General features: G+C 74.1%; 12 protein-coding genes and 1 pseudogene. 5 read left to right on the top strand and 8 right to left on the bottom strand.

What is annotated here, in order from left to right; translation table 11 throughout:
* Positions 1-429: 429 nt before the first annotated feature.
* From ACE4Q9_RS32545 to ACE4Q9_RS32530, 4 genes are all read left to right on the top strand, one after another.
* Positions 430-1,272 carry an MBL fold metallo-hydrolase gene (locus ACE4Q9_RS32545; protein WP_397988095.1) on the top strand — a complete coding sequence of 281 codons (843 nt, stop codon included), beginning with the start codon at positions 430-432 and terminating at the stop codon, positions 1,270-1,272.
* Between the two features lie 233 nt (positions 1,273-1,505).
* Positions 1,506-9,779 carry a type I polyketide synthase gene (locus ACE4Q9_RS32540; protein ID WP_397988296.1) on the top strand — a complete coding sequence of 2,758 codons (8,274 nt, stop codon included), beginning with the start codon at positions 1,506-1,508 and terminating at the stop codon, positions 9,777-9,779.
* The gene (locus ACE4Q9_RS32535) at positions 9,776-10,438 is read left to right on the top strand and encodes a PhzF family phenazine biosynthesis protein (protein WP_397988295.1); all 663 of its coding nucleotides are present in this window, start codon (positions 9,776-9,778) and stop codon (positions 10,436-10,438) included. Before ACE4Q9_RS32540 ends, ACE4Q9_RS32535 begins: the two co-directional genes overlap by 4 nt.
* Positions 10,439-10,522: 84 nt before the next feature.
* Positions 10,523-11,410, top strand: a complete 888-nt coding sequence (locus ACE4Q9_RS32530) for an NAD-dependent protein deacetylase (protein WP_397988094.1) — start codon at positions 10,523-10,525, stop codon at positions 11,408-11,410.
* An 18-nt stretch (positions 11,411-11,428) separates the two neighbouring features.
* Here the strand turns inward: ACE4Q9_RS32530 and ACE4Q9_RS32525 are convergent, their stop codons facing one another.
* Positions 11,429-12,655 (bottom strand): PP2C family protein-serine/threonine phosphatase, encoded by a 1,227-nt coding sequence (locus ACE4Q9_RS32525; protein ID WP_397988093.1) that lies wholly within the window; start codon positions 12,653-12,655, stop codon positions 11,429-11,431.
* Between the two features lie 343 nt (positions 12,656-12,998).
* Here ACE4Q9_RS32525 and ACE4Q9_RS32520 point away from each other — a divergent pair, with 343 nt between their 5' ends.
* Positions 12,999-13,202, top strand: a complete 204-nt coding sequence (locus ACE4Q9_RS32520) for a cold-shock protein (protein ID WP_037661210.1) — start codon at positions 12,999-13,001, stop codon at positions 13,200-13,202.
* 140 nt (positions 13,203-13,342) lie between these two features.
* Here ACE4Q9_RS32520 and ACE4Q9_RS32515 read toward each other — a convergent pair whose 3' ends face one another.
* The 7 genes and pseudogenes from ACE4Q9_RS32515 to ACE4Q9_RS32485 all read right to left on the bottom strand — a co-directional run bounded on the left by ACE4Q9_RS32515 (position 13,343) and on the right by ACE4Q9_RS32485 (position 24,365).
* On the bottom strand, positions 13,343-14,107 hold the full coding sequence (locus ACE4Q9_RS32515; RefSeq protein WP_397988092.1) for a dienelactone hydrolase family protein: 765 nt from the start codon (positions 14,105-14,107) through the stop codon (positions 13,343-13,345).
* A 191-nt stretch (positions 14,108-14,298) separates the two neighbouring features.
* A complete protein-coding gene (locus ACE4Q9_RS32510) occupies positions 14,299-15,027 on the bottom strand; it encodes a restriction endonuclease (RefSeq protein WP_397988091.1) in 729 nt (242 codons plus the stop codon).
* A gap of 273 nt (positions 15,028-15,300) precedes the next feature.
* A pseudogene (locus ACE4Q9_RS32505) lies at positions 15,301-15,399 on the bottom strand (glyoxalase); the annotation flags it as partial.
* A gap of 65 nt (positions 15,400-15,464) precedes the next feature.
* Positions 15,465-16,463: a type I glyceraldehyde-3-phosphate dehydrogenase gene (gap, locus tag ACE4Q9_RS32500; protein ID WP_397988090.1), complete on the bottom strand. Its 999-nt coding sequence runs from the start codon at positions 16,461-16,463 to the stop codon at positions 15,465-15,467.
* 104 nt (positions 16,464-16,567) lie between these two features.
* Positions 16,568-17,524, bottom strand: a complete 957-nt coding sequence (locus ACE4Q9_RS32495; RefSeq protein ID WP_397988089.1) for a GlxA family transcriptional regulator — start codon at positions 17,522-17,524, stop codon at positions 16,568-16,570.
* A 56-nt stretch (positions 17,525-17,580) separates the two neighbouring features.
* Positions 17,581-20,106 (bottom strand): SpoIIE family protein phosphatase, encoded by a 2,526-nt coding sequence (locus tag ACE4Q9_RS32490; protein ID WP_397988294.1) that lies wholly within the window; start codon positions 20,104-20,106, stop codon positions 17,581-17,583.
* Complete coding sequence (locus ACE4Q9_RS32485) at positions 20,106-24,365, bottom strand: HAMP domain-containing protein (protein ID WP_397988088.1); 4,260 nt, start codon at positions 24,363-24,365, stop codon at positions 20,106-20,108. Before ACE4Q9_RS32485 ends, ACE4Q9_RS32490 begins: the two co-directional genes overlap by 1 nt.
* Between the last annotated feature and the right edge of the window lie 3 nt (positions 24,366-24,368).

The raw sequence follows: 24,368 nt of genomic DNA, 5'->3' as shown, positions 1-24,368 counted from the left end.
CGGGGGCGCGCGGCACCGGCCGTGGCACCCCGGCAGCCCTGCGCTCTCCCGCCACAGGGGCGCGCGGCACCGGCCATGGCGCCCCGGCGGCCCTGGGCACCCCCGCCGCAGGAGCGCGCGGCACCGGCCGTGGCACCCCGGCGGCCCTGGGCACGCCCGCCACAGGGGCGCGCGGCACCGGCCATGGCGCCCCGGCGGCCCTGAGTTCCCCCGCCGCAGGAGCGCGCAGCACCGGCCGTGGCGGTCCGGCGGCGCTGGGCACCCCCGCCGCACCGGGCGCCTGTCGTGTCCGGGCCGTGGCGGGTGCGTACACATGGGCCGGGGCGCGTGCGTACGCACCTTGACCTCGGGTACTCCGGGTGGGTCAGGACGGCGCAGTCCCGCCGCCGTACGACACAGACGGGCCCCTCCCGTCGGGCAAGGACCACCATGGCCGACTTCGACGACAGCGCCCTGGACCTGCACTTCATCGGCAACGCGACCGTCCTGCTGCGCTACGGCGACCTCACCCTGCTGACCGACCCGAACTTCCTGCACCGCGGCGAGCCCGCGTACCTCGGGTACGGGCTGATCAGCCGCCGTCTCACGGAGCCGGCGCTGGCCCCGCGGGAGCTGCCGCGGCTGGACGCGGTGGTCCTCTCGCACCTGCACGGCGACCACTGGGACCGCAGGGCCCGGCAGCACCTCGACCGCTCGGTGCCGATCGCCACCACGCCGCACGCGGCCCGCCGACTGCGCGCCTGGCAGGGCTTCCGGCAGGCCGGGGGGCTGCGCACCTGGGAGAGCTGCACCTTCCTGCGGGGCGGGGCGCGGGTGCGGGTGACGGCGCTGCCCGGCCGGCACGCCCTGCGGCCGGTGCTGCGAAATCTGCTGCCGCCGGTGATGGGCAGCATGCTGGAGTTCGGCCCCTCTGACGGCGCGGTGCGGCTGCGCCTGTACATCTCGGGGGACACGCTCCTCTTCGACGGCCTGGAGGAGATCGCCGGGCGCTTCCCCGGCGCGGACCTCGCGGTGCTGCACCTGGGCGGCACGACGCTGCCGGGCGGGTTCGTGGTCACCATGGACGGTGCCCAGGGCGCCGAACTCGCCCGCCGCCTCGACTACCGGCACGTGCTGCCGGTGCACTACGACGACTACACCGTCTTCCGCTCCCCCGTCGAGGACTTCCTGGCCGAGGCGCGCGGCCTCGGCCTGGGCGAGCGGCTGGTCCCCTGCGGGCGAGGCCAGCACGCGCGGGTGGTGGCCGGCGGGGAACGGCCCACGGTGCGGTGAGCGAACGGCTCACGGTGCGGTGAGCCCCGCGGGGCCAACTCCACGGCCGGAGAGCTGGGATGGCGCACCTCCGGTAGGCCGATCGGGCGACTTCTTCCCGGATCCGAGCGGTGGCGCGTGCGGTCGCCCGATCGTGGATCTCCGCGCGCAACCGGTTCGATCGGCGCAGTCGTCCTCAACGGCGGGTCGTCGTCAACGGCGGGTCGTCGTCTCAGGGGGGTCATGCGGTGGGTATGCACGTCGATGTGGTCAGGCCGCTGGCGGACCTGCTCCGGGGCCATGCCCGCCGCCTCGGGGACAAGGTCTGCTTCGAGGACCCGGTCCGGCGTGTGACCTACCGCGAGCTGGAGCGCAGGACCGCGCGGCTGGCCGGTCATCTGGCCGGGCTCGGTCTGGAGCGCGGGGACCGGGTGGCCGTGCTGCTCGGCAACCGGGTCGAGGCGGTCGAGAGCCTGCTCGCGGTCACCCGCGCGAGCTGCGTGGGCGTGCCGCTGGACCCCGATGGTTCGCAGGACGAGCTGATCCGCCTGCTGGACGACAGCGGGGCGCGGCTGCTCGTCACCGACGACGCCTGCCTGACCCGGCACCGAGCGCTGTCCTCCCGGTCCGGGATGACCGTGGTGGTCGCCGGGGGCGCCAACAAGACGGACGAGGAACGGAGTTCGCGCTCCGGCGCGGACGGGGGACGGTCCGCCGTACGGGACGGGGTGCTGCGCTACGAGGAGTTGGCGGATGCGGAGCCGCGGACGCCCTGCCGGGACGATCTCGGGCTGGACGAAGTGGCCTGGCTGCTCTACACGTCGGGCTCCTCCGGAGCGCCCAAGGGCGTCCTGTCCACGCAGCGCAACCGCCTCTCGCCGGTCGCGACAGGGCTCGTCGGTGTCCTGGGCCTGTCCGAACGGGACCGTGTGCTGTGGCCGTTGCCCCTCCATCACGCGATGAGTCAGGTGGTGTGCTTCCTGGGCGTGACCGCGGTGGGCGCGAGCGCGGTGCTGCTGCCCCGGTTCTCGGTGGCGGGCGTGCTCCGCGAACTGCGCGGCAGCGGCGCCCCGTTCACGCTTCTCGGCGGGGTCCCGACCACCTACTCGGCGCTGCTCGACGCGGTCCGGGGCGAGGAGGACGCCGCCGGTCTCGGCGCCCCCGCGCTGCGCGGCTGCATCAGCGGTGGTGCCGCGGCGCCGCGCGGGTTCCGCGAGTTGTTCGAGGCGGTCTGCCGTGTCCCCTATCTGGAGCACTACGGCAGCACGGAGGCGGGCCCGGTCACCATGGCGGCGCCGGGTGAGGCGACGGCGGACGGAGCGTGCGGCCGGGTGCTGCCCGGTATCCGTGTCCGGGTCGGCGGGGGTCCCGACGGACGGGACACGGGCGAGGGTGAGTTGTGGGTCAACGGGCCCGGCGTCATGGCCGGTTACCACGGCAGGCCGGAGGCCACCGCGGAGGTGCTGCGCGACGGCTGGTTCCGCACCGGCGACCTGGTCAGGATCGACGCCTCCGGTGAACTGGCGGTCACCGGCCGGGCGAGCGAGCTGATCGTCCGGGGTGGGGTGAACATCCACCCGGCGGAGGTGGAGGCGGTGCTGCGGCGGCTTCCGGGGGTGGCCGACGCCGCCGTGGCCGGGCGCCCGCACCCGGTCTTCGGCGAGGTGCCGGTCGCATATCTGGTCGCCGGGCCGGGTGGCGGGCTGGACCGGGGGCGCGTCCTCGCGGCCTGCCGCGCGGGGCTGTCCGGTGCGAAGGTGCCGGTCGAGCTGTTCGAGGTGACCGGCATCCCCCGTACCGTCTCCGGGAAGATCCTGCGCCGGGACCTCGCCGCCCTGCCCGCGCGGGCGCTGGGCGCGGAGGCCGCCGGGGAGGTCGGCCGGCACATCTCCGCGCCTGCCGGGCAGGGCCGGGTACCGGCCAAGGAACTGCTGGACCTGGTGCGGGGCGAGGTGGCGGCCGTACTCGGGTGTACGCCTCGGTCGGTGGAACCGGGCACCGCGCTGCGGGACTTGGGCATGGACTCGCTGACGGCGACGGTGCTGCGGGAGCGGCTGTCGGCGGTGACCGGGCTGCCGCTCTCCGAGGCCGTCGCCTTCGACTTCCCCACGGCGGCCGCGCTCGCCGCCCACCTCGGGCAACGGAACGCCGCCGCGCCGGCCGGTGCCGGTGCCGTGCGCCCGGGTGCGGACCGGCCGGACGACGATCCCGTGGTGATCGTGGGGATGGCGTGCCGCTACCCCGGCGGTGTGACCTCCCCGGAGGAACTGTGGCGGCTGGTCGCCGACGGGAGGGACGCCATCGGCCCCTTCCCCGCCGACCGGGGCTGGGACGTCCGGGCGCTGTACGACCCGGACCCCGGCCGGCCCGGCCGGACGTATGTGCGCGAGGGCGGCTTCCTCACCGGCGTGGACCTCTTCGACCCCGGATTCTTCGGCATCTCCCCCCGCGAGGCGCTGGCGATGGACCCGCAGCACCGGCTGCTGCTCGAAGTGGCGTGGGAGTCCTTCGAGCACGCCGGTCTTGTCCCCGCCGACCTGCGCGGCTCGGCGACCGGGGTGTACGTCGGGCTGATGTACAGCGACTACGCCCGGCGCCTGGCGACGACGCCGGAGCAGGTCGAGGGGTACCTGGGCCTCGGCAACGCCGGCAGCGTCGCCTCGGGGCGTATCGCCTACACCCTGGGCCTGGAAGGGCCGGCCCTCACCGTGGACACGGCGTGTTCCTCGTCCCTCGTGGCCCTGCACCTCGCGGCCCAGGCGCTGCGCCGGGGCGAGTGCGCCTTCGCGTTGGCCGGCGGTGCCACGGTGATGTCGGGGCCCTCGTCGTTCGTGGAGTTCAGCCGGCAGCGGGCGCTGGCACCGGACGGCCGCTGCAAGGCGTTCGGCGCGTCGGCCGATGGCACGGGGTGGGCCGAGGGCGCCGGGATGCTGCTGCTGAGCCGCCTGTCCGAGGCGCGCCGCGCCCGGCTTCCGGTGCTGGCCGTGGTGCGCGGCTCGGCGGTGAACCAGGACGGGGCGAGCAACGGACTGACCGCGCCGCACGGACCGGCCCAGCAGCGGGTGATCCGGCAGGCGCTCGCGGACGCCGGGCTGGCGTTCGGGGACGTCGACGCGGTGGAGGCGCACGGCACCGGCACCCGCCTTGGTGACGTCATCGAGGCGGAGGCGTTCTTCGCGACGTACGGGCGCGAGCCGCGGCCAAGTCCCCTGCGGCTGGGCTCGGTGAAGTCGAACATCGGACACACCCAGGCCGCCGCCGGGGTGGCCGGGGTGATCAAGTTGGTGCAGGCGATGCGGCACGGTGTGCTGCCGCGCACCCTGCACGCCGACGAGCCGACCCCCCGTGTCGACTGGTCGCCGGGGCGGGTCGCGCTGCTGACCCGCGCGGTGGAGTGGCCCGCGACGGACCGCCCGCGCCGGGCGGGGGTGTCGTCCTTCGGCATCAGCGGCACCAACGCCCATGTGGTGCTGGAGGAGCCCCCGCGCGACGAGGGGGCGGGGGCGGCCGTATCGCCTGTGGCCGGGCATCCGGCGGGGGCCGCGGTGGCCTTTCCGGTGTCGGCCAGGAACGCGCCGGCGCTGCGGGAGCAGGCACGACGGCTGTACGACCATGTGGCCGCCGCCCCCGACACGGCCCTGGTGGACCTCGGGCACTCGCTCGCCACCACGCGTACGGCCTTCGAGCACCGGGCCGTGGTGGTCGCCCGCGACCGCGCCGAACTGCTCGGCTCGCTACGGGCGTTGGCCGAGGGCGACAGGCACCCCGGAGTGCACAGGGGAACCTCTCGCCAAGCGGCACGGATCGCCGTGCTGTTCACCGGCCAGGGCAGTCAACGCGTGGGCATGGGAAGCGAGTTGTACGCGTCGCGGGAGGCGTATCCGGTCTTCGCCCGTGCGCTGGACGAGTGCTGCGCCCTGCTCGACCCGCTGCTGCCGGCGCCCCTGCGGGACGTCCTGTTCGCCGGGCCCGGCACGAGCGCGGGCGCGCTCCTGCGCACGACCCGGTTCGCGCAGCCGGCGCTCCTGGCCCTGGAGACGGCCCTGTTCCGGCAGTTCGAGGCATGGGGGGTACGTCCCGCGCTGGTGGCCGGGCACTCGGTGGGCGAGGTGACGGCGGCCCATGCCGCCGGGGTGCTGTCCCTCGCGGACGCCTGCACCCTGGTGGCGGCCCGCGGCCGGCTGATGGACGCGCTGCCCGCGGGCGGCGCGATGGCGGCGCTGGCCGCCGCTGAGGACGAGGTGGCGGCCCACCTCGCGGCCACCGGGTGTGCGGCGGAGATCGCCGCGGTCGACGGGCCCGCCTCGGTGGTCGTCTCCGGCGACGAGGCCGCGGTGCGGGAGGTCGCCGCGCACTTCAGGGCGCGGGGCCGTTCGGTGTCGCCACTGCGGGTCGGCCATGCCTTCCACTGCGCGCACATGGAGCCCGTGCTGGCCGACTTCGCCGACGTGGTCCGGCATCTGGCCTTCTCGGCCCCGCGGTTGCCCCTGCTCACCGCCGTCGAGGGCCGCGCGGCCACCGACGAGGAGCTGCGCACACCCGGGTTCTGGGTGGAGCAGATCCGCCGCCCGGTCCGCTTCGCCGACGCGGTCCGGTACCTGGGTGAGCGAGGGGCGACGCACTACGTCGAGCTGGGGCCGGACGGGGTGCTCACCGCTTCGGTGCGGGAGTGCCTCAGCGCGGCTGGGCCCACAGAGACCGGCGAGGGCACGGGCACCACGGTCGGTGCGGCCACGGACACCACGGTCGGTGCGGACACGGGTGGCGGTGAGCGGCGCCCGGAGCCGCCGGTCCTGCCGGCGCTGCGCCGGACGCGGCCGGAACCGGACGCCCTGCTCGACACGCTGGCCGCGCTGCACGCCGACGGCGTGCCCGTCGACTGGCGGGCCGTGTTCACCGGACGCGGCGGGCGGCGCGTCGCACTGCCCACGTACGCCTTCCAGCGCCGCCGCTACTGGCTGGAGGCCGCCACCCCGGGCCATCCGCCCGCGCACCCGACGACCGAGCCCGCCCGTCCGTTCCTGCCGCCGACGGCCGAGCCCACCCATCCGTTCCTGCGGTCGCGCGTCCACACCGCCGACGACGACGGCTGGCTGCTGAGCGCGGTGTTGTCGGTGCGCGAACAGCCGTGGCTCGCCGACCATGTGGTGGCCGGGGAGGTCCTGCTGCCGGCGACCGCCTTCGTCGAGATGGCCCTGCACGCCGGTGCGCCGGCGGGCGCCACCGTCCTGGACGAGCTGGTCCTGACCGCGCCGCTGCCCTTGCCCCCGGACGGTGCCGTGGCCTTGCAGGCGAAGGTGGCGGGGCCGGACGGTGCGGGGCGGCGGGCCGTGTCCTTCCACTCCCGCCCGTACCCCACCGCAAAGGACGAGCCGTGGCGCCGGCACGCCGTCGGCACTCTCTCACCGGCGCTGCCGCCCGAGGGCCCGGAGGCGGCCACCGCCGGGACCGGGGGCGTCCCCCGGCCGCGCGCCGCCCGGCCGCTCGGGTCCTGGCCACCGCGGGGAGCGGTGCGACTGGCCGCCGACGGTCCGGGGAGCGGATCGTACGACCGACTGGCCGCCGAAGGGCTGCGCTACGGTCCCGCCTTCCGGGGCCTGCTCGCCGCCTGGAGGCACGGGGAGGAGCTGTACGCCGACGTCGAGCTGCCCGCAGCGGCCGGGGCGCCGTGTCCGGAGGGTGACGGACCGGAGTTCGTCCTGCACCCCGCGCTGCTCGACGCGGCGCTCCACGTCCTCGCCCTGGCCGACCTGCGCACGGACGGCTCCGGCGCGACCGGCGGGCTGTCCCTGCCGTTCGCCTTCGGCGGGGTGCGGGTGCACACCGGTGGCGTACGGCGTCTGCGCGTGCGGGCGGTGCCGGGGCCCGGCGGGCGGACCCGGATGGAGCTGGCCGACGAGACGGGTTCACCGGTGGCGACGGTGCGTGCGCTGACGCTCCGGCCCCTGCCGCGTACCGGAGCGGCGACGGCGGACGCGGGCACCGCCGCCCTCCACCGTACGGACTGGGTGCCGCTGGCCGAGCCGCCGGCAACCGGCCCGGCGCCCCACGGGGCGGTTCTGGGTACGGCGGGCACACCGCTGGTGGACGCCCTCGCGTCCCCTGGTTCCGGCATCCCGGTGTACCAGGCCCCGGCGGACTGCGACGCGTCGGCGGCCGTCGTCGTGGCCCCGTGCCCGCCGCCCGGCCCGGCCGACGGCACGCGGGACCCGGCCGTCGGGCTGCTGGAGGCGGCGGAGCGGGCGCTGAGGCTCGTACAGGAGTGGCTCGCGGCACCGCACCTGGCCCGCTCCCGGCTCGTCCTCGTCACGTCCGGCGTCGTCACTCCGGCCGACGACGCGCCCGCCGACCGGGACGGCGAGACCGCGCCCGTACCGGCGCACACACCGGTGTGGGGGCTGGTCCGCTCGGCCATGCGCGAGCATCCGGGGCGCTTCGCCCTGATCGACGCGGACGAACACCCCGACTCCTGGAGTGTCCTGCCCGCTCTGTCGGCCGCCGCGCTGCCGGAAGCGGCCGTACGCCAAGGGACGGTGTACGTGCCGAAGCTGGTGCCCCTGACCTCGGCACCGGAGCCGCGGAGGCTCGATCCGGAGGGCACGGTCCTGGTCACCGGCGGCACCGGTTCCCTGGGCAGGCTGGTGGCGCGGCACCTGGTCACCGCCCACGGCGTCCGTCATCTGCTGCTCGCCGGGCGACGCGGGGCGGATGCTCCGGGGACCCGGCGACTCGTCGCGGAGCTGGGCGCGGCGGGCGCCCGAGTGACCGTGCGCTCCTGTGACGTCGCGGACCGGGCCGCGCTCGCCGCCCTGCTCGACGCGGTTCCGGCGGCCCACCCGCTGACCGGCGTCGTGCACACCGCGGGGGTGCTGGACGACGGTGTCGTCACGGCGCTCACCGCCGACCGGCTGCGGCGGGTACTGCGTCCCAAGGCGGACGCCGCGCTCGCGCTGCACGAACTGACGGATGGTCAGGATCTGGCGCTGTTCGCGCTGTTCTCCTCGGTGGCGGGCGTCTTCGGCTCCGCGGGCCAGGCCAACTACGCCGCCGCCAACTGTGTGTTGGACGCCCTGGCACGGCACCGCCGCCGGCGCGGGCTAGCCGGTACGTCGATCGTCTGGGGCCCCTGGCGGCAGGGGGACGGCATGATGGCGCACCTCGACGACGCGGACCGGCAGCGGATGGCCCGTGCCGGGTTCGCCCCGCTCGGACCGGAAGAGGGCCTGGCCCTGTTCGATGCCGCCGTGGCCGGTGACGAGCCCGTGGTGGTGGCGGCCCGCCTCTCCCCCGCCGCCGGCCCGGCGGCGAACCGGCTCCCCGCTCCCGCCGGTGCGGGCGGCAGGGGCCGGGACCGACGCGACCGGGCGCCGGCGACCGCCTCGCCCGGCGAGCGGGCCGGGGGGCTGCTCACCGAGGTCCGGACGCTGGCGGCGCGCGTCCTGGGCCACGCGGAGTCACCCGGCGAGATCGAGGAGGACGCCCTGCTGGCGGACCTGGGGCTGGACTCCTTGGCCGCGGTCGACCTGCGCAACGAGCTGGAAAGCCGGACGGGGCTGGCGCTGCCGTCCACGCTGCTGTTCGACTTCCCGACGCCACGCGCGCTCGCCACCGAGCTGACACGGCGGTATGCCGCCGAGGCATCCCCCGCGGAGGAGAACGCGGCGGGTGGTTCGCGGGCGGGCGCTCCCCCGGTCCCCTCCGGACCAAGGTCCGCCGACGCGGCGGAAACTCCGGACTCTCTGGGCGCGCTCTTTCGTACCGCCTGTGCCCAGGGCCGGACCTGGGACGGCATGGCGCTCCTCACCATGGCCGCGCGTCTGCGCCCGGTCTTCGACCGGACCGGTGCGGCCGGTGCGGCGCGCGAGCCCGTCCCGCTCGCGGCGGGCGGCGCCGGGGTCCGGCTGGTCTGCGCCCCCGCGCTCAGCGCGGTGTCCGGACCGCAGGAGTACGCGCGCTTCGGTGCCGGACTGCGCGGGCTGCGGCCGGTGTCCGCGGTACGGCAGCCGGGGTTCGAGCCCGGAGAGGCACTGCCCGGCACGCTGGAGGCCCTGGTCACCGCCCAGGCCCTGGCCGTCCGCGCGGCCGAGGGGCCTGTCGTCCTGCTGGGGCGGTCGGCCGGCGGCTGGGTGGCCCATGCCGTGGCGGAGCGCCTGGAGTCCGAGGGCGCCGGCCCGGCGGCGGTGGTCCTGCTGGACACCTATCCTCCGGGCCACGGCGAGCGGGACCGGGCGCTCTCCCCGATGACGTCGGACATGCTGCGCCGGGCGGCGGAATTCGCCTCCACCAGCCCCGACCGGCTCACCGCCATGGCCGGGTACTTCGAGCTCTTCGCCGGCTGGCAGCCCGCGCCGCTCGCCTGTCCCACGCTGTACGTACGGGCTCGCGACCCGCTGCCCGGCACCGAACCCGCCCCGACCTGGAGCCTCCCGCACACCGAGATCAGCGTGCCCGGCGACCACTTCACCATGCTGGAGGAACATGCCCGCACCACCGCGACCGCGGTCCACCAGTGGCTGAGAACCGTCTGAGGACGGCCACGGGCCACGAGGCGACCAGCGGACTCGACGGTCAGCCGGAAAGCGACCCTCTCGGCGCGAACCCGGCGGGTGCGGTGCTGGACGCCGGCCGGGACGAGGCGACGATGGCCGCGCCCGCCGCCGAAGTCGGGTACTCGGAAACGGCGTTCGCCGTCGCGCGCCCCGGCGGGTCGCTCGACATCCGGTACTTCAGCCCACAGGCCGAGGACCCGTCCTGCGGACACGCCACCATCGCGACGGCCGTCGCGCACGCCTCCCGGCACGGCGTCGGCCGCCTGCTGCTGCACACCAGGGCGGGACCCGTCCCGGTGACCACCGCCACCGCCCCGGACGGCTCCGTCACGGCCACCCTGGTCAGCGCCGAGCCAGCCCCGGACAGCGGACCGCTCCGACGCCGACCTCGCCGAACTCCGCTCGACGCCCTGATGGTGCGCCGGGGCTGGACGACCATCGCGCTCGTGCACCGCGAGTCGGACACCGTCCTCCACGCCCGCAACCCGTTCCCGCCGGGCGGCGTCGTGGAGGACCCGGCCACCGGCGCGGCGGCCGCGGCCCTCGGCGGCTACCTCCGCGCCAACGGGCTGGTCACGCCGCCCGCGGACCCGGCCAGCGGCATCGAGGTGACGGGCACGGCGGTCCCCCTCCCCTGAACCGCCGGCCGACGCCGGGCGAGGGGGGACCGACCGGCGCAGACGTACCGTCCGCCGTCGTACCCGCTGACCTAAGCTGCCCATATGCGTATGCGTCCGATCGTCGGCCCGATACCCGACACCGGTGTCCGTCCCGCCGGCGGGATGGACGAGATCGCCGGGCAAGTGGCCGCCGGCAAGGTGGCGGTGCTGACCGGCGCCGGGATCTCCACCGAGTCCGGCATCCCCGACTACCGGGGCGCGAGCGGGCGGCACCGGCGGCACTCCCCCATGACCTACCAGGACTTCGTCTCGGCCGAGGAGAACCGGCGCCGCTACTGGGCCCGCGGGTACGTCGGGCGCCGTGCCATGGCCGGGGCCCGGCCCAACGCGGGGCACCACGCCGTTCAGGCACTGCGCGCCTCCGGGCACGTCAGCGCCGTGATCACGCAGAACGTGGACGGGCTGCACCAGGCGGCCGGGACGACGGACGCCGTCGCCCTGCACGGCAGTCTGGACCGGGTCGTCTGCCTGGACTGCGGGACGATCGGGCCGCGCGACGAGCTGGACGCCCGGCTGCGCGCCGAGAACGGGGACTTCCTCGCGGCGCGGGACGCCGCCGGACTGCGGGTCAATCCCGACGGCGACATCGAACTGCCCGACGACATCGTCCGCACGTTCCGGGTCGTGCCGTGCGAGCGGTGCGGCGGCGTGCTCAAACCGTACGTCGTGTTCTTCGGGGAGAACGTGCCCAAGTCCCGCACCCAGCGCTGCTTCGAGCTGGTCGACGCGGCCGACTCTCTGCTCGTGCTCGGCTCGTCCCTGGCCGTTCTGTCGGGGCTGCGGTTCGTCCGGCGGGCCGCGAAGGACGGCAAGCCCGTCTCCATCATCAACCTCGGCCCGACCCGCGGCGACGACCTCGCGCACGCGCACGTGGCGCTGCCGCTCGGTGCGGCCCTGGTCGAACTGACCGAACGCCTCGGCATCGCCTGAGCCGGGGCCGGGCCCGCGTCACCGGTTCCGGGCGGCCGGGTCGGTGTCGGCCCCGGCGTTCGCGCTGCGGCCTTCGGGGTGGGGGCCGTGCCAGTCCAGGCACACCACGGTGGCGTCGTCCTGGAGGTGCCCGCCGCAGGCGTGCTCGACCGCCCCGGTCAGCGCCCGTACGACCTCGCGGGGCCGCTCGCCTGCGGTTTCCCGGATCAGTTCGGGCAGGTCGGCCGTGCGGGCCCGGCGTTCCTGCATGCCGTCGGTGTAGAGCACGAGGCGGTCGCCGGGCCGCAGGTCGAGGTTCTGCGCCTGGTAGGAGCCGTGGGCGGTGGGGACGCCGAAGGGCAGGTCGACGGCCGGCGGAACTTCCTCGATCGCGCCCGCGCGCAGCCGCAGCGGCCAGGGATGACCCGCGTTGACGATCTCGGCGCCGCTCCCGTCGAGGGCGATGCGCAGCAGCTGGCCGGTGGCGAAGGTGCCGCGGCCGTGGTCGAGCATCGCCTGGTGGGTCCGGCATGCCTGCTCGACGAGGCCGGCCCCGGCACGGCGGGCGCCACGGGAGGCGTTGACCAGGAGGGTGGCCATCAGGGCCGCGTCCACGTCGTGGCCCATGGCATCGGTGAGGGACAGGTGCAGGGTGTCGTGGTCGAGGGCGTAGTCGTAGGTGTCGCCGGCGATGCTGTCGGCGGGGACCAGGGCGCAGGCGAGGGCGAACTCGGCCGCCTCGAAGGAGGAGGCCGAGGGCAGGAGCTCGCGCTGGATCTCGGCGGCCAGGCTGATCCCGGTGGTGCGCTGGCCCCACTGGTACAGGTCGGTGAACCGGCGGTCCGTGACGATGAGGTACGCCAGCGGGTGGGCGGCCTCTTCCACCTGCTCCAGTACGTCCTGCCCGGCATCCGGCAAGGACAGCTCCAGGACGCCGATGGCGTCGCCGCGGTTGGTGACCGGGGCGAGCACCCGTCGCCCCCGCCCGTCGTCCGCCGGCGTGCACACCAGTCGCTGGGAGCGCAGGACGTCCTCGTAGACGCTGTCGCGCAGGTCGACCTGATCGGCGCGGCGGCCTTCGTGCGGGGCACCTTCCTCGCCGACCCGGACCAGCTTGCGGTGGACGATGTCGACGAAGAGGAACGACACGTACCGGGCCCCGAACCGGTCCCGCAGATTGCGCGCGACCACGTCCACCGAAGCCATCGGTGCGGCGTTCTCCGCCGCGGTCAGTACCTCGGCCAGCCCGATCCGCTCAAGCGCCACGTCAGTCTCCTGCCTTCCCTCCTCCCCTTTCCCCCTCCCTCCCGTCCTTCCCCTCTTCCCCCTCGCACCTCCGGCATCGCGGGCGTCCCCCTGCCGATCGTCACCGGAATGGCGTACGGGCGGCGGGCCCCTCGGGCGGTATGCGACTCGTGTGAACGACGGCCAGAAGGAGGCTCACGACGCTCGCGGAGCGCGTTCCGCGCGACGACACCACGCCGACTGCTGTGTCATGAGCGGGATACGCCGGGGTGCTCGGGGTAGAAACGATGTCGGCTCCCACTGCCAAGGGAGCCGGAGCAGCCCCGGACATGGGTGGCTCCCGGTATGAACGAAGGATCGATTGATGGCCAGCGGCACCGTGAAATGGTTCAACTCCGAGAAGGGGTACGGCTTCATCGCCCAGGACGGCGGAGGAGCTGACGTCTTCGCGCACTATTCCGAGATCCAGGGCGGTGGATTCCGCGAGCTCACCGAGGGCGAGCAGGTCACCTTCGACATCGGCCAGGGCCAGAAGGGGCCCCAGGCCCAGAACATCGTCCGGGGCTGACCGGCCATAGCGTGATCCACCGGGGCGGTCGCCGCAGGGCGACCGCCCCGGTATGACGACCCGGGATTTTCCCCGGTCCGCGCAGGGTGCGGCCGCGGTGGCGGCGCCGGTCGGGCGACCGGGCGCCGCCACCGCTCGGCTCAGGCCGGTGCGGTGGCCGCCCGGCCGAGGTGGCGGGCGAGGAAGCGGACCGCGCTGTCGACCTCGAACCTGGGCCAGTCGAAGTGCTTGCCCGCGTTGGCGTGCAGGGTCTTCTCCTTCGACGCGAAGGCGTCGAACAGCGCCAGGCCGGCCTCGCGCGGGATGCGCTCGTCGTCCCACTGGAGGTCGAACTCGACCGGGACGGTGATCCGCTTCGCCGTCTCGACCAGGGCGTCGGGCCAGTGCAGGCCGAAGACCGCGGCCCTGATCCTGGGCTCGGCCGCCACCAGCGGCACGCCGATCGCGGTACCCAGGCCGAGGCCGGTGTAACCGACCGGTGCGTCGGCGCCGATCTCGGGAAATTCCTGGAGGGCGTCCAGGGTCGCCCGCCACTCGGGCACGGCGAGCCGCGCCAGGCGGGCGTTGTACCGGACGACGGTCGGCCCTTCCGGCTCGCGTGCCGCCTGCGCGGCGCGCAGTTCGGCGATGTCCTGCTCGTCCTGCGCGGTGCGCGGCCGGTCGCCGTGACCGGGCGCGTCGATGGCGGCGGCGTGGAAGCCGAGGCCGTTCACGAGGAGACGGGCGCGGCCCGTCATGGCCGGTTCCTTCTTGTGCCTGCCGCCGCCGTGGCCCATCAGGACCAGGGGCGCGTGCTCGGCGCCGGAGAGCGGCGACCAGAGAACTCCGGGGACGTCGCCGACGGTGAAGCCGCGTTCGATCATGCCGTTCGAGGACGACTCGGTGGTGAACCGCAGAGAATGCACGGTGTTGCCTTTCGGGAGTGCCTTGGTGGGAGGCGCTCCCGGCGACACCTACGTCGATCGCCGGCCGTGACGGGAAAGGGGGAGCACCCACGTCGATACAGCGTTCATGGGTCTCACCTCCTCGGGCGGTGTCACGGTCGACCGCAAACTACGAGCCAGGACGTGTCCGCGTCCAGTCCTTTTCCCGCGGCTCAGGACAGGGCGGTCGGTCTGCGCGGGGGCGGGACGGCGCGCAGGAGTTCCCACAGCGGGCGCGAACCGGACGCCCACGCCCCGAGGGTGTGCCGGTCGACCACATGGAGGCGCTGCTGTTCGGCGAAGGCCAGGGCCGGGGCGGTGACCCGGCCGTTCGTCACGATGACCGCGACGTCGGCTCCGTGGACCGGGCGAGCGGTGCCGTTGAGGACCTGGAGGTCCGGGGTGCCCACGGCGGAGCCGGCGAGGCCGTTGCGCCGGTGTTTGCACTGGATCACCCACCGGCGCCCGTAGGGGTCGGTGGCCTTCACATCGGCGCCCAGGTCTCCGCCGCCGCCGACGCGGAGCGCGTCCCGGCAGCCGTCACGGTGCATCAGGTCCCGTACCGCGTCCTCGAACCGGGAATGGTGCAGCGCGTCCAGCTGGGCCAGCCCGTAGCGCAAACCCTGCGCGCGGACCGCGTCCCACCGCGCCCGCTGCCGCTTCAGGCAGAGCCGGCCGGCGCCCGCGGCTGCCGCGAGCACGACGCCGAAAGCCAGGACCCACCAGTGCGCCAGCAGCCAGTTCACGACGGTCACCACGAGGGCCAGCACCAGGGCGGCGGTGATCAGGAGGCCGATCAGCCGGTCGTCCGCGCGCTGCCGCCGCCTGCCCGGCCCGCGGGTACGCCGCCGCACCGGAGGGCGCCTGCTCGTCGCCCGCCCCGCGGGCACGCGCCGGCTCATCGGCCGCCCTCCGCACGGCGCCGCGACCGCCGCGATCCGATAGCTGCCGGCGGCAGCGCATCGTTCATGGTCAGCACCCGCCCAGACCTCCCCCTCGGCCGGCCACCCCGTGAGTACGGCAGGACACCGCCCCCGCCTTCTTGTCTAGCGGCGTCCGAGTGCCGCGGGAGGCGGGTTGCCGATGAATGGCACAAAGCCATCGGACCTGGCCGAATCCCGCGCGTGAGGTCGCTCGGACCCGGCCCGCTGGCTGGGCGGGCCGGGCCGTCGGCGTCAGCGGTGGCTCAGGACGTTGACCACGCGGCCGTTGGGGTCGCGGACGAAGAATCGCCGTACCCCCCACTCGTCGTCCCGCAGGGGGTGGACGATCTCCCGAGGACAAGAGGACGACGGGTACTGCCTACCAGGCTTGCCCTCTGTTCGCCCGACCTCGCCGCTCAGTGTCCGGCGAGGAGTTCGAGGGTGTCGATCACGCGGTTGGAGAAGCCCCACTCGTTGTCGTACCAGGCGACGACCTTGACGTGGCGGCCGTCGACGCGGGTGAGGGCCGAGTCGAAGATCGAGGAGGCGGGGTTGCCGGTGATGTCGGAGGAGACGAGCGGGTCCTCCGAGTATTCGAGGATGCCGGCGAGCGGGCCCTGTGCGGCGGTGCGGTAGGCGACCAGCACGTCCTCGCGCGTCACCTCGCGGGCGACGGTCGTGTTGAGTTCGACGATCGAGCCCACCGGCACCGGTACGCGGATCGAGTCGCCCGACAGCTTGCCGTCGAGGTTCGGCAGCACCAGGCCGATCGCCTTGGCGGCGCCGGTCGTGGTCGGCACGATGTTGATGCCGGCGGCGCGGGCGCGGCGGGCGTCGCGGTGCGGGCCGTCCTGGAGGTTCTGCTCCTGGGTGTAGGCGTGCACCGTGGTCATGAACCCGTGCTCGATTCCGGCGAGTTCGTCGAGGACCGCGGCCAGCGGCGCGAGCGCGTTGGTGGTGCAGGAGGCGTTCGAGACGATCGTGTGCGCGGCCGGGTCGTAGGCGTCGGTGTTGACGCCGTACGCGAGCGTGACGTCGGCGCCGTCGGACGGGGCGCTGACGAGTACCTTCTTCGCGCCCGCGTCGAGGTGGGCGCGGGCGGCCTTCGCCGAGGTGAAGCGGCCGGTGGCCTCCAGGACGATGTCGACGCCGAGTTCGGCCCAGGGCAGGCTCGCCGGCTCGCGCTCGGCCAGCACCGTGATCCGGCGGCCGTCCACGACGAGGGCGTTCCCGTCGACCGTCACCGGGCGGCCGAGCCGGCCGGCCGTGCTGTCGTAGGCGAGCAGCCGGGCGAGAGCGGCGGGCTCCGTCAGGTCGTTGACCGCGACGATCTCGAGCGCGCTGTCCCGTTCGAGCAGGGCGCGCAGCACGTTCCGCCCGATACGGCCGAAACCGTTGATGGCGATGCGGGTCATGGGTGATCTCCCTTCCGTTCGCCACCAGGTTCGTCCGCAAGGGCGCGCCGCGGACAGTGGCGGGAACGCCATGGTTCGAAAGGATCCCGCCAGCGGCGGGTGGATCACTCACCCCGTGTGAAGGTGCGCCGGTATTCGCTCGGGGTGGTGCCGAGAACGCGCTGGAAGTGCAGGCGCAGGTTGGCGCCGGTGCCGAGTCCGACGTCGGCGGCGATCTGCTCGACGCTGCGCTGGGAGCGTTCGAGCAGTTCGCGGGCCAGGTCGAGGCGGGCACGCATCACCCACTGCATCGGCGTGTAGCCGGTCTCCTCCACGAAGCGCCGGGAGAAGGTGCGCGGAGAGACGCCCGCCCGGCGCGCCAGGACGTCGAGGGTGAGGGGGTCGCCGAGCCGGTGCAGCGCCCATTCGCGGGTGGCGCCGAAGCGCTCGCCGACGGGCTCGGGGACGCTGCGCGGCACGTACTGGGCCTGGCCGCCGCTGCGGTAGGGGGCGGCGACCAGGCGCCGGGCCGCGTGGTTGGAGGCGGCCACTCCGATGTCGCCGCGCAGGATGTGCAGGCACAGGTCGATGCCGGAGGCGGCGCCGGCCGAGGTGAGCACGCTGCCCTCGTCCACGAACAGCACGTTCTCGTCCACCTGGACGAGCGGATGCCGGGCCATGAGTGCCCGCGTGTAATGCCAGTGCGTGGTGGCGCGCCTGCCGTCGAGCAGGCCGGTGGCGGCGAGCGCGAAGGCGCCCGTCGAGATGGCGGCGAGCCGCGCGCCCCGCTCGTGGGCGGCGATCAGCGCGTCGAGGACCGCCCGCGGCGGGTCGTCGCGGTCCGGGAAGCGGTAGCCGGGGACGAAGACGATGTCCGCCCAGGCGAGCGCGTCCAGGCCGTGGGCGACGTCGTACGCGAGGCCGTCGCCGCCCCTCACGCGGCCGGGGGCCGCCCCGCACACCCGCACCTCGTACGGCATGCTCGCGCGGGTGGTGAACACCTGCGCGGGGATGCCGACATCGAGGGGTTTCGCGCCTTCGAGCACGAGAACGGCGACACGACGCAGGCGGGAGGCTGGCACAGGAAGAGGTTACGCGGGCAGTGACGTCGCTCCGTCCGCTCGGGGCCCGCGGTCCCTCAGTCCACTTTGATCCCCACGATGCAGGTGTCGTCGTCGGTGTCCGACCTGCTGTACGTGAGCAGTCGGTCCAGGTGCTGGTCCAGGGGGCGGGGACCCGAGCGGGCAGTGGCCAGGAGGTGGGAGAGGGACTCCTCCACCGAGCGGTCCCGGCGTTCGATCAGGCCGTCGGTGTACATGAGGAGTGTGTCGCCCGCGGCGAGCTCCAGCTCGGTCTCCTCGTAGACCGCCTCCGGCAGGGCGCCCAGCAGGAGGCCGCTGAGCATGGGCAGCGCGGTGGCCTCGCCGTCGCGCACCAGGACCGGGGGCAGATGACCGGCCCGCGCCCAGCGCAGGGTGCGGCGTTCGCCGTCGTACAGTCCGCACACGGCGGTCGCGGTGACGGCGCCCGTCAGATGGTGGGCGACGATGTTCAGCCAGGACAGCAGCTGCGCCGGTCCCGCGCCGGTGACGGCGAGGCCGCGCAGCGCGTTGCGCAGGACGACCATGCTGGTGGCCGCCTCTATGCCGTGTCCGGCGACGTCTCCGACGCACAGCAGGACGAGTCCCGAGGGCAGCACCACCGCGTCGTACCAGTCGCCGCCGACCATGTGCTCGGTCTCGGCGGGCCGGTAGCGCACCGCCACCTGGAGGCTGGGCACGCGCAGCGGTGCCTGGGCGGGGGGCATGATCGCGTGCTGGAGCTGGAGGGTGAGCCGGTTGCGCTCGGCGGCCTGCTGCTCGGTGTGGGCGAGCTGGTCGCGGGTCGCGGCGAGGGCGACCTCCGTCCAGTGCTGGGCGGAGATGTCCTGGTAGGCGCCGCGCACCCCGAACAGCTGGCCGTCGGTGTCGAGGACGGGCTCGGCGACCAGGCGCATGTGCCGGGACACGCCGTCCGGCCGCAGCAGCCGGAAGGCCGCGGAGGCCGGCCGGCGGTGGTGCAGCAGGGTGCGCAGGAATCGCCCGATCTGCACCGCGTCGTCCGGGTGGGCGTGGGCGGGCAGCTCCTCCAGGGCGACCGGGGAACTGGTCGGCGGGCGGCCGTAGAGGGTGTACAGCTGGCCGTTCCAGGTGATCTCGCCGGTCAGCAGGTTCTCCTCGAAGCCGCCGATCCGGCCGAGCCGCTGGGCGTGCTGGAGCAGGCTGGCCAGGCGCGCGGCCTCGTCCTCGATGCGCCAGATGAGCAGCAGGCTGGAGCCGTGCCGGCTGATGCTGATGTCGGCGACCGCGGAGAGCGGGACCTGGTCGACCAGTGCGGTGAGCCGAACTCGCTGGGCGCGGAACGGCTCCCCGGTGGCGTAGACCCGTTCCACGCGCTGGAACAGTTCGCTGGTGCCGGCGGCCATCGGGTAGGCCTCCAGCAGCAGGGCGCCGCCGATGACGGCCCGCGGCCGGCCCGCCGGGTCGAGGAAGCGGTTGTTGACGTGCTGGATGCGGAAGTCGACGAGCTGCCCGTCGTCGTCGAGGTGCGGCACGAGCACCAGGGCCGGGTCGTGCAGTCCGTCCGCCAGGTCCATCAGCTCGGCGACGTCGGGCATCACCCGTGGCTCCCACCGGGGCACGGCGGTGGGCACGAAGTCGTCCAGGGAGTGCGCGCACAGTTCGGCGAGCGTCTCCACCTGGCGCAGCACCTGGCGGGGCAGCGGCTCCTCGGGTTTGGGCCAGGCGATCTCCAGGACGCCGTGGATGCGGCCGCCCGCGCCCGCGGGTACGGCGATCCGGGCGCCGTCGGTGTATTCGCGGCGCCCGATGGTGGGCAGCCCGGACTCGGCGAGCGAGGGCAGCCACTGTCCGTCGGGCTCGGTCAGGCCGCGGCGGGCCACCGTGGCCACGTCCGGCGGGACGTAGCACCAGCGGGCCGCCTCGGCGGGGGTGAAACCGGCGCTGCCGGCCAGGGTCAGCGAACCGTCCGGGCCGGCCGCCCAGATGGCCACGGCGACGGCGCCGAGCGGGCGCAGCGCGTGTTCGAGCAGGGAGGCGGCCATCGCCTCGGTGTCGTGGGCGGCCAGCACCCCGCTCTCGGCGGCGCGCAGCCGTACGGCGGCGGAGCCGTCCTCCGGGTCGCCGGGGCCGGCGGTCGTGGACAGGAACGCCTCGGTCACCTCGGCGACCCGGTCCTTGGCCGCCTGGTTGATGACGTCCACCGCGAGTTCCAGCGGTGTCACCTGGGCCTGTTCGGTCAGTTCGGCGAGCTGCCGGGCGGCCTGGGCGGGGCCGCAGCCCAGCCGTTCGACCAGGATGCCCTTGGCCAGTTCGATCAGCGCGCGGCCCTCGGCCTCCGCCTGCGCGGTCCGCACCTCGCGGCGCAGCCGCTCCACGGTGGCCGCGAGCCTGCCCACCGGGGAGTTCTCGGGTACGCCTGCCACCGCCTCCTCGGCAGGCGGCAGCGGGGCGGGCACGCCGCTCAGCGCGCCGGTGCCCGATCCGGTCTGCGGGTCGGTCTGCCGGGCGGAGTGCGTGCCGGGGTCGGCGGACGGCTGGGTGGTCACCGGACGGGTACTCCTCGGCCTGCGGAGGGACGGTTGCGCGGCGTCGTTCTCCCGCATCATGCGGGCAGCCAGCGCCGGACGCAGGCGATGAGGTCGCGCGTGTCCACGGGTTTCGTCACATAGTCGCTGGCGCCGGAGGCGAGGCTCTTCTCCCGGTCGCCCTGCATGGCCTTCGCGGTGACGGCGATCACCGGCAGGTCGGCGTACCGGGGCATGCTGCGGATCTCGGCGGTGGCGGCGTATCCGTCCATCTCGGGCATCATCACGTCCATCAGGACCAGTTCGACGTCCGGGTTGTTCAGCAGCGTCTCGATGCCCTTGCGGCCGTTCTCCGCGTGCAGGACGCGGAATCCGTGCAGTTCGAGGATGCCGCTGAGCGCGAACAGGTTCCGCGCGTCGTCGTCGACGACGAGCACGGTACGGCCACGGGTGTGCTCGTCGACCAGCTCCGCCGGGGTGTGCTGGAGTTCCTCGCCGCGGACGAAGGTGAGCACCTCGCCGGGCTCCTCCGCGGACAGGTGGAGGGCGATCCGCTCCCGCAGCTCGTCCAGGCTGGAGAGGTACTCAAGCGAGCCGCCCGGCTCCGCCTGCGGGTACTCGGCGCGGTGGGAGCCGCTGTGCACCAGGACGGGGACGCCGGCGAGGGCGGAGTCGCCGTGCAGCGCCGCCAGGAACCGGGCCGACTCCCCGTCGGGGGCGCCCAGTTCGACCACGACACAGTGGCAGGGTTCGGCGGCGAGGGCGCCGGCCGCCTCCTGGGCGCCGACCGCGGTGATGATGTCGACGGGGATGCCGTCGGCGTGGCCGTGGTCGAGGTCGCCGACGACGCTCTCGGCGACCAGGGTCAGCAGGCCGCGGGGCCGCTCCTCCACGACGAGCAGCCTGCGGGCGCGCGGCCGCTTCGCGGAGACCAGGGGCGGTGCCGCCTTGAGCTCGTGCGCTTCCGTGTCGTCGGGGCGCTCCAGCGCGGCCGGTTCGGCGGCGTCGTGGACGCCGCGCAGGTGTTCGTCGAAGTCGGGCCGGGCGACGGGCAGGAACAGGGTGAAGGTGCTGCCCTTGCCGGGTGTGCTGTCGACGGTGACGGCGCCGCCGAGCAGATGGGCGATCTCGCGGGTGATGGACAGGCCGAGCCCGGTGCCGCCGTACTTGCGGCTGGTGGTGCCGTCCGCCTGCTGGAACGCGCCGAAGATGCTCTCCAGTTGCTGCTCCGGGATGCCGATACCGGTGTCCTTCACCCGGAAGGCGACCACGGCGCCGCCGCGGACCACGGCCCTCGGCACCTCGTCGTCGGTGGCGGGTTCGACGCGCAGTTCGACCCCGCCCTGTTCGGTGAACTTCACCGCGTTGGACAGCAGGTTGCGCAGGATCTGCCGGAGCCGGGAGTCGTCGGTGAGGAGGTCGGCGGGCGCGCCGGCGGAGGTGGTGATGGTGAAGTCGAGGCTCTTCTGCGAGGTCATCGGCCGGAAGGTGGCCTCGACGTACTCGATGAGCTGGCGCAGCGGGACCCGCTCGGGCGTGACGTCCATCTTGCCGGCCTCGACCTTGGACAGGTCCAGGATGTCGTTGATCAGCTGGAGCAGGTCGGAGCCCGCCGAGTGGATGATGCCCGCGTACTCGACCTGCTTCGGGGTGAGGTTGCGGGAGGGGTTCTGGGCGAGCAGCTGGGCCAGGATGAGCAGGCTGTTGAGCGGGGTGCGCAGCTCGTGGCTCATGTTGGCGAGGAACTCGGACTTGTACTTGGAGGCGAGCGACAACTGCTGGGCGCGCGCCTCCAGTTCCTGCCGGGCCTGCTCGATCTGGAGGTTCTTGCCCTCGATGTCGCGGTTCTGCTCGGCGAGCAGCGAGGCCTTCTCCTCCAGCTCGGCGTTGGAGCGCTGGAGTTCCTCCTGCTGGGCCTGCAACTCGGCGGAGCGGGACTGGAGTTCGCTGGTGAGGCGCTGGGACTCTTCGAGCAGTTCGTCGGTGCGGGCGTTGGCGACGATCGTGTTGACGTTGACGCCGATGGTGTCCACGAGCTGCTGGAGGAAGTCCCGCTGCACGGCGGTGAACCGGGTGACGGAGGCCAGCTCGATGACGCCGAGCACCTGCTCCTCGAAGAGGATGGGCAGCAGGAGCAGCGCGGTGGGCTCGATCTGGCCGAGCCCGGAGGAGATGGTGACGTACCGGGGCGGCAGTTCGTCGACCGCGATGGTACGACGGCTGCGGGCGGCCTGGCCGACGAGGGAGCGGCCGAAGGGGATCCGCTCGGGCCGCTCGTCCCCGTCGGGGCGGCCGTAGGAGCCGACGAGCCGCAGCTCGGGGCCGGCGGGGCCGTCCTCGGCGAGGTAGAAGGCGCCGTACTGGGCGGAGACCTGGGGCACCAGCTCGTCCATGATCAGCTCGGCCACGACGTGCAGGTCGCGGTGGCCCTGCATGAGGCCGGAGAGGCGGGCCAGGTTGGTCTTGAGCCAGTCCTGTTCCTGGTTGGCCCGCGTGGTCTCGCGCAGGGACTCCACCATGGAGTTGATGTTGTCCTTGAGGTCGGCGACCTCGCCGGAGGCGTCGACGGTGATGGACCGGGTCAGATCGCCCTCGGCGACGGCGCTGGCGACGTCGGCGATGGCGCGGACCTGCCGGGTGAGGTTCCCGGCGAGTTCGTTGACGTTCTCGGTGAGCCGCTTCCAGGTGCCGGAGACGCCCTCGACCTCGGCCTGGCCGCCGAGCCGGCCCTCGGTGCCCACCTCGCGGGCGACACGGGTCACCTCGTCGGCGAACGCGGAGAGCTGGTCCACCATCGTGTTGATGGTCGTCTTCAGTTCGAGGATCTCGCCGCGCGCGTCGACGTCGATCTTCTTCGACAGGTCGCCCCTGGCCACGGCGGTGGTCACCAGCGCGATGTTGCGCACCTGGCCGGTGAGGTTGTTGGCCATGGAGTTGACGTTGTCGGTGAGGTCCTTCCAGGTGCCGGCCACGTTGGGCACATGGGCCTGGCCGCCGAGCCGGCCCTCGGTGCCCACCTCGCGGGCGACACGGGTCACCTCGTCCGCGAACGCCGAGAGGGTGTCGACCATGGTGTTGATGACGTCGGCGAGCGCGGCGACCTCGCCCTTGGCCTCCACCATGATCTTCTGCGAGAGGTCGCCCTTGGCGACGGCGGTGGCGACCTGGGTGATGGAGCGGACCTGACCGGTGAGGTTGGAGGCCATCACGTTGACGTTGTCGGTCAGGTCCTTCCAGGTGCCGGCGACGCCCCGCACCTGGGCCTGGCCGCCGAGCCGGCCCTCGGTGCCCACCTCGCGGGCCACGCGGGTCACCTCGTCGGCGAACGCGGAGAGCTGGTCCACCATCGTGTTGATGGTCGACTTCAGCTCCAGGATCTCCCCCCGCGCGTCCACCGTGATCTTCTGCGACAGGTCACCCTGCGCCACCGCGGTGGCCACCTGGGCGACGTTACGCACCTGGTTGGTGAGGTTTCCGGCCATGAAGTTGACCGAGTCCGTGAGGTCCCGCCAGGTCCCCTTGACGCCCTTGACGTCCGCCTGGCCGCCGAGCCGGCCCTCGGTGCCCACCTCGCGGGCGACACGGGTCACCTCGTCCGCGAACGCCGAGAGCTGGTCCACCATCGTGTTGATGGTCGACTTCAGCTCCAGGATCTCCCCCCGCGCGTCCACCGTGATCTTCTGCGACAGGTCACCCTGGGCCACGGCGGTCGTGACCTGGGCGACGTTGCGCACCTGGGCGGTGAGGTTTCCGGCCATGAAATTGACGGAATCCGTGAGGTCGCGCCAGACCCCGGCGACGCCCGGCACCTGCGCCTGACCGCCGAGCCGGCCCTCGGTGCCCACCTCGCGGGCGACACGGGTCACCTCGTCGGCGAACGCGGAGAGCTGGTCGACCATCGTGTTGACGGTCTCCTTCAGCTGAAGGATCTCACCGCGCGCCGGGACGTCGATCTTCTGCGACAGGTCGCCCTTGGCCACGGCGGTGGCCACCTGGGCGATGTCGCGGACCTGGGTGGTGAGGTTGCCCGCCATCGCGTTGACCGAGTCGGTCAGGTCGGCCCAGGTGCCCGAGACCCCCGGCACCTGCGCCTGGCCGCCGAGGGTGCCCTCGGTGCCCACCTCGCGGGCCACGCGGGTGACCTCGGAGGTGAAGACGGACAACTGGTCGACCATGCCGTTGAAGACGGTGGCGATGTCCCCCATCAGTCCCGAGGAGTCATCGGGCAGCCGGGTGCCGAAGTCGCCGTCGCGGACGGCGGTCAACCCCGCGAGCAGTCTCCTCAGTTCCTCGTCGCCCGGTACCGCGTCGGTCGTCCCCGTCGCCTTGCCGGCCATGCG

This window comes from Streptomyces sp. AM6-12, assembly GCF_044327085.1.
Lineage (GTDB): Bacteria > Actinomycetota > Actinomycetes > Streptomycetales > Streptomycetaceae > Streptomyces.
The sequence above is the reverse complement of the archived record's forward strand: the minus strand, read 5'-3'. Positions and strand labels throughout refer to the sequence as shown.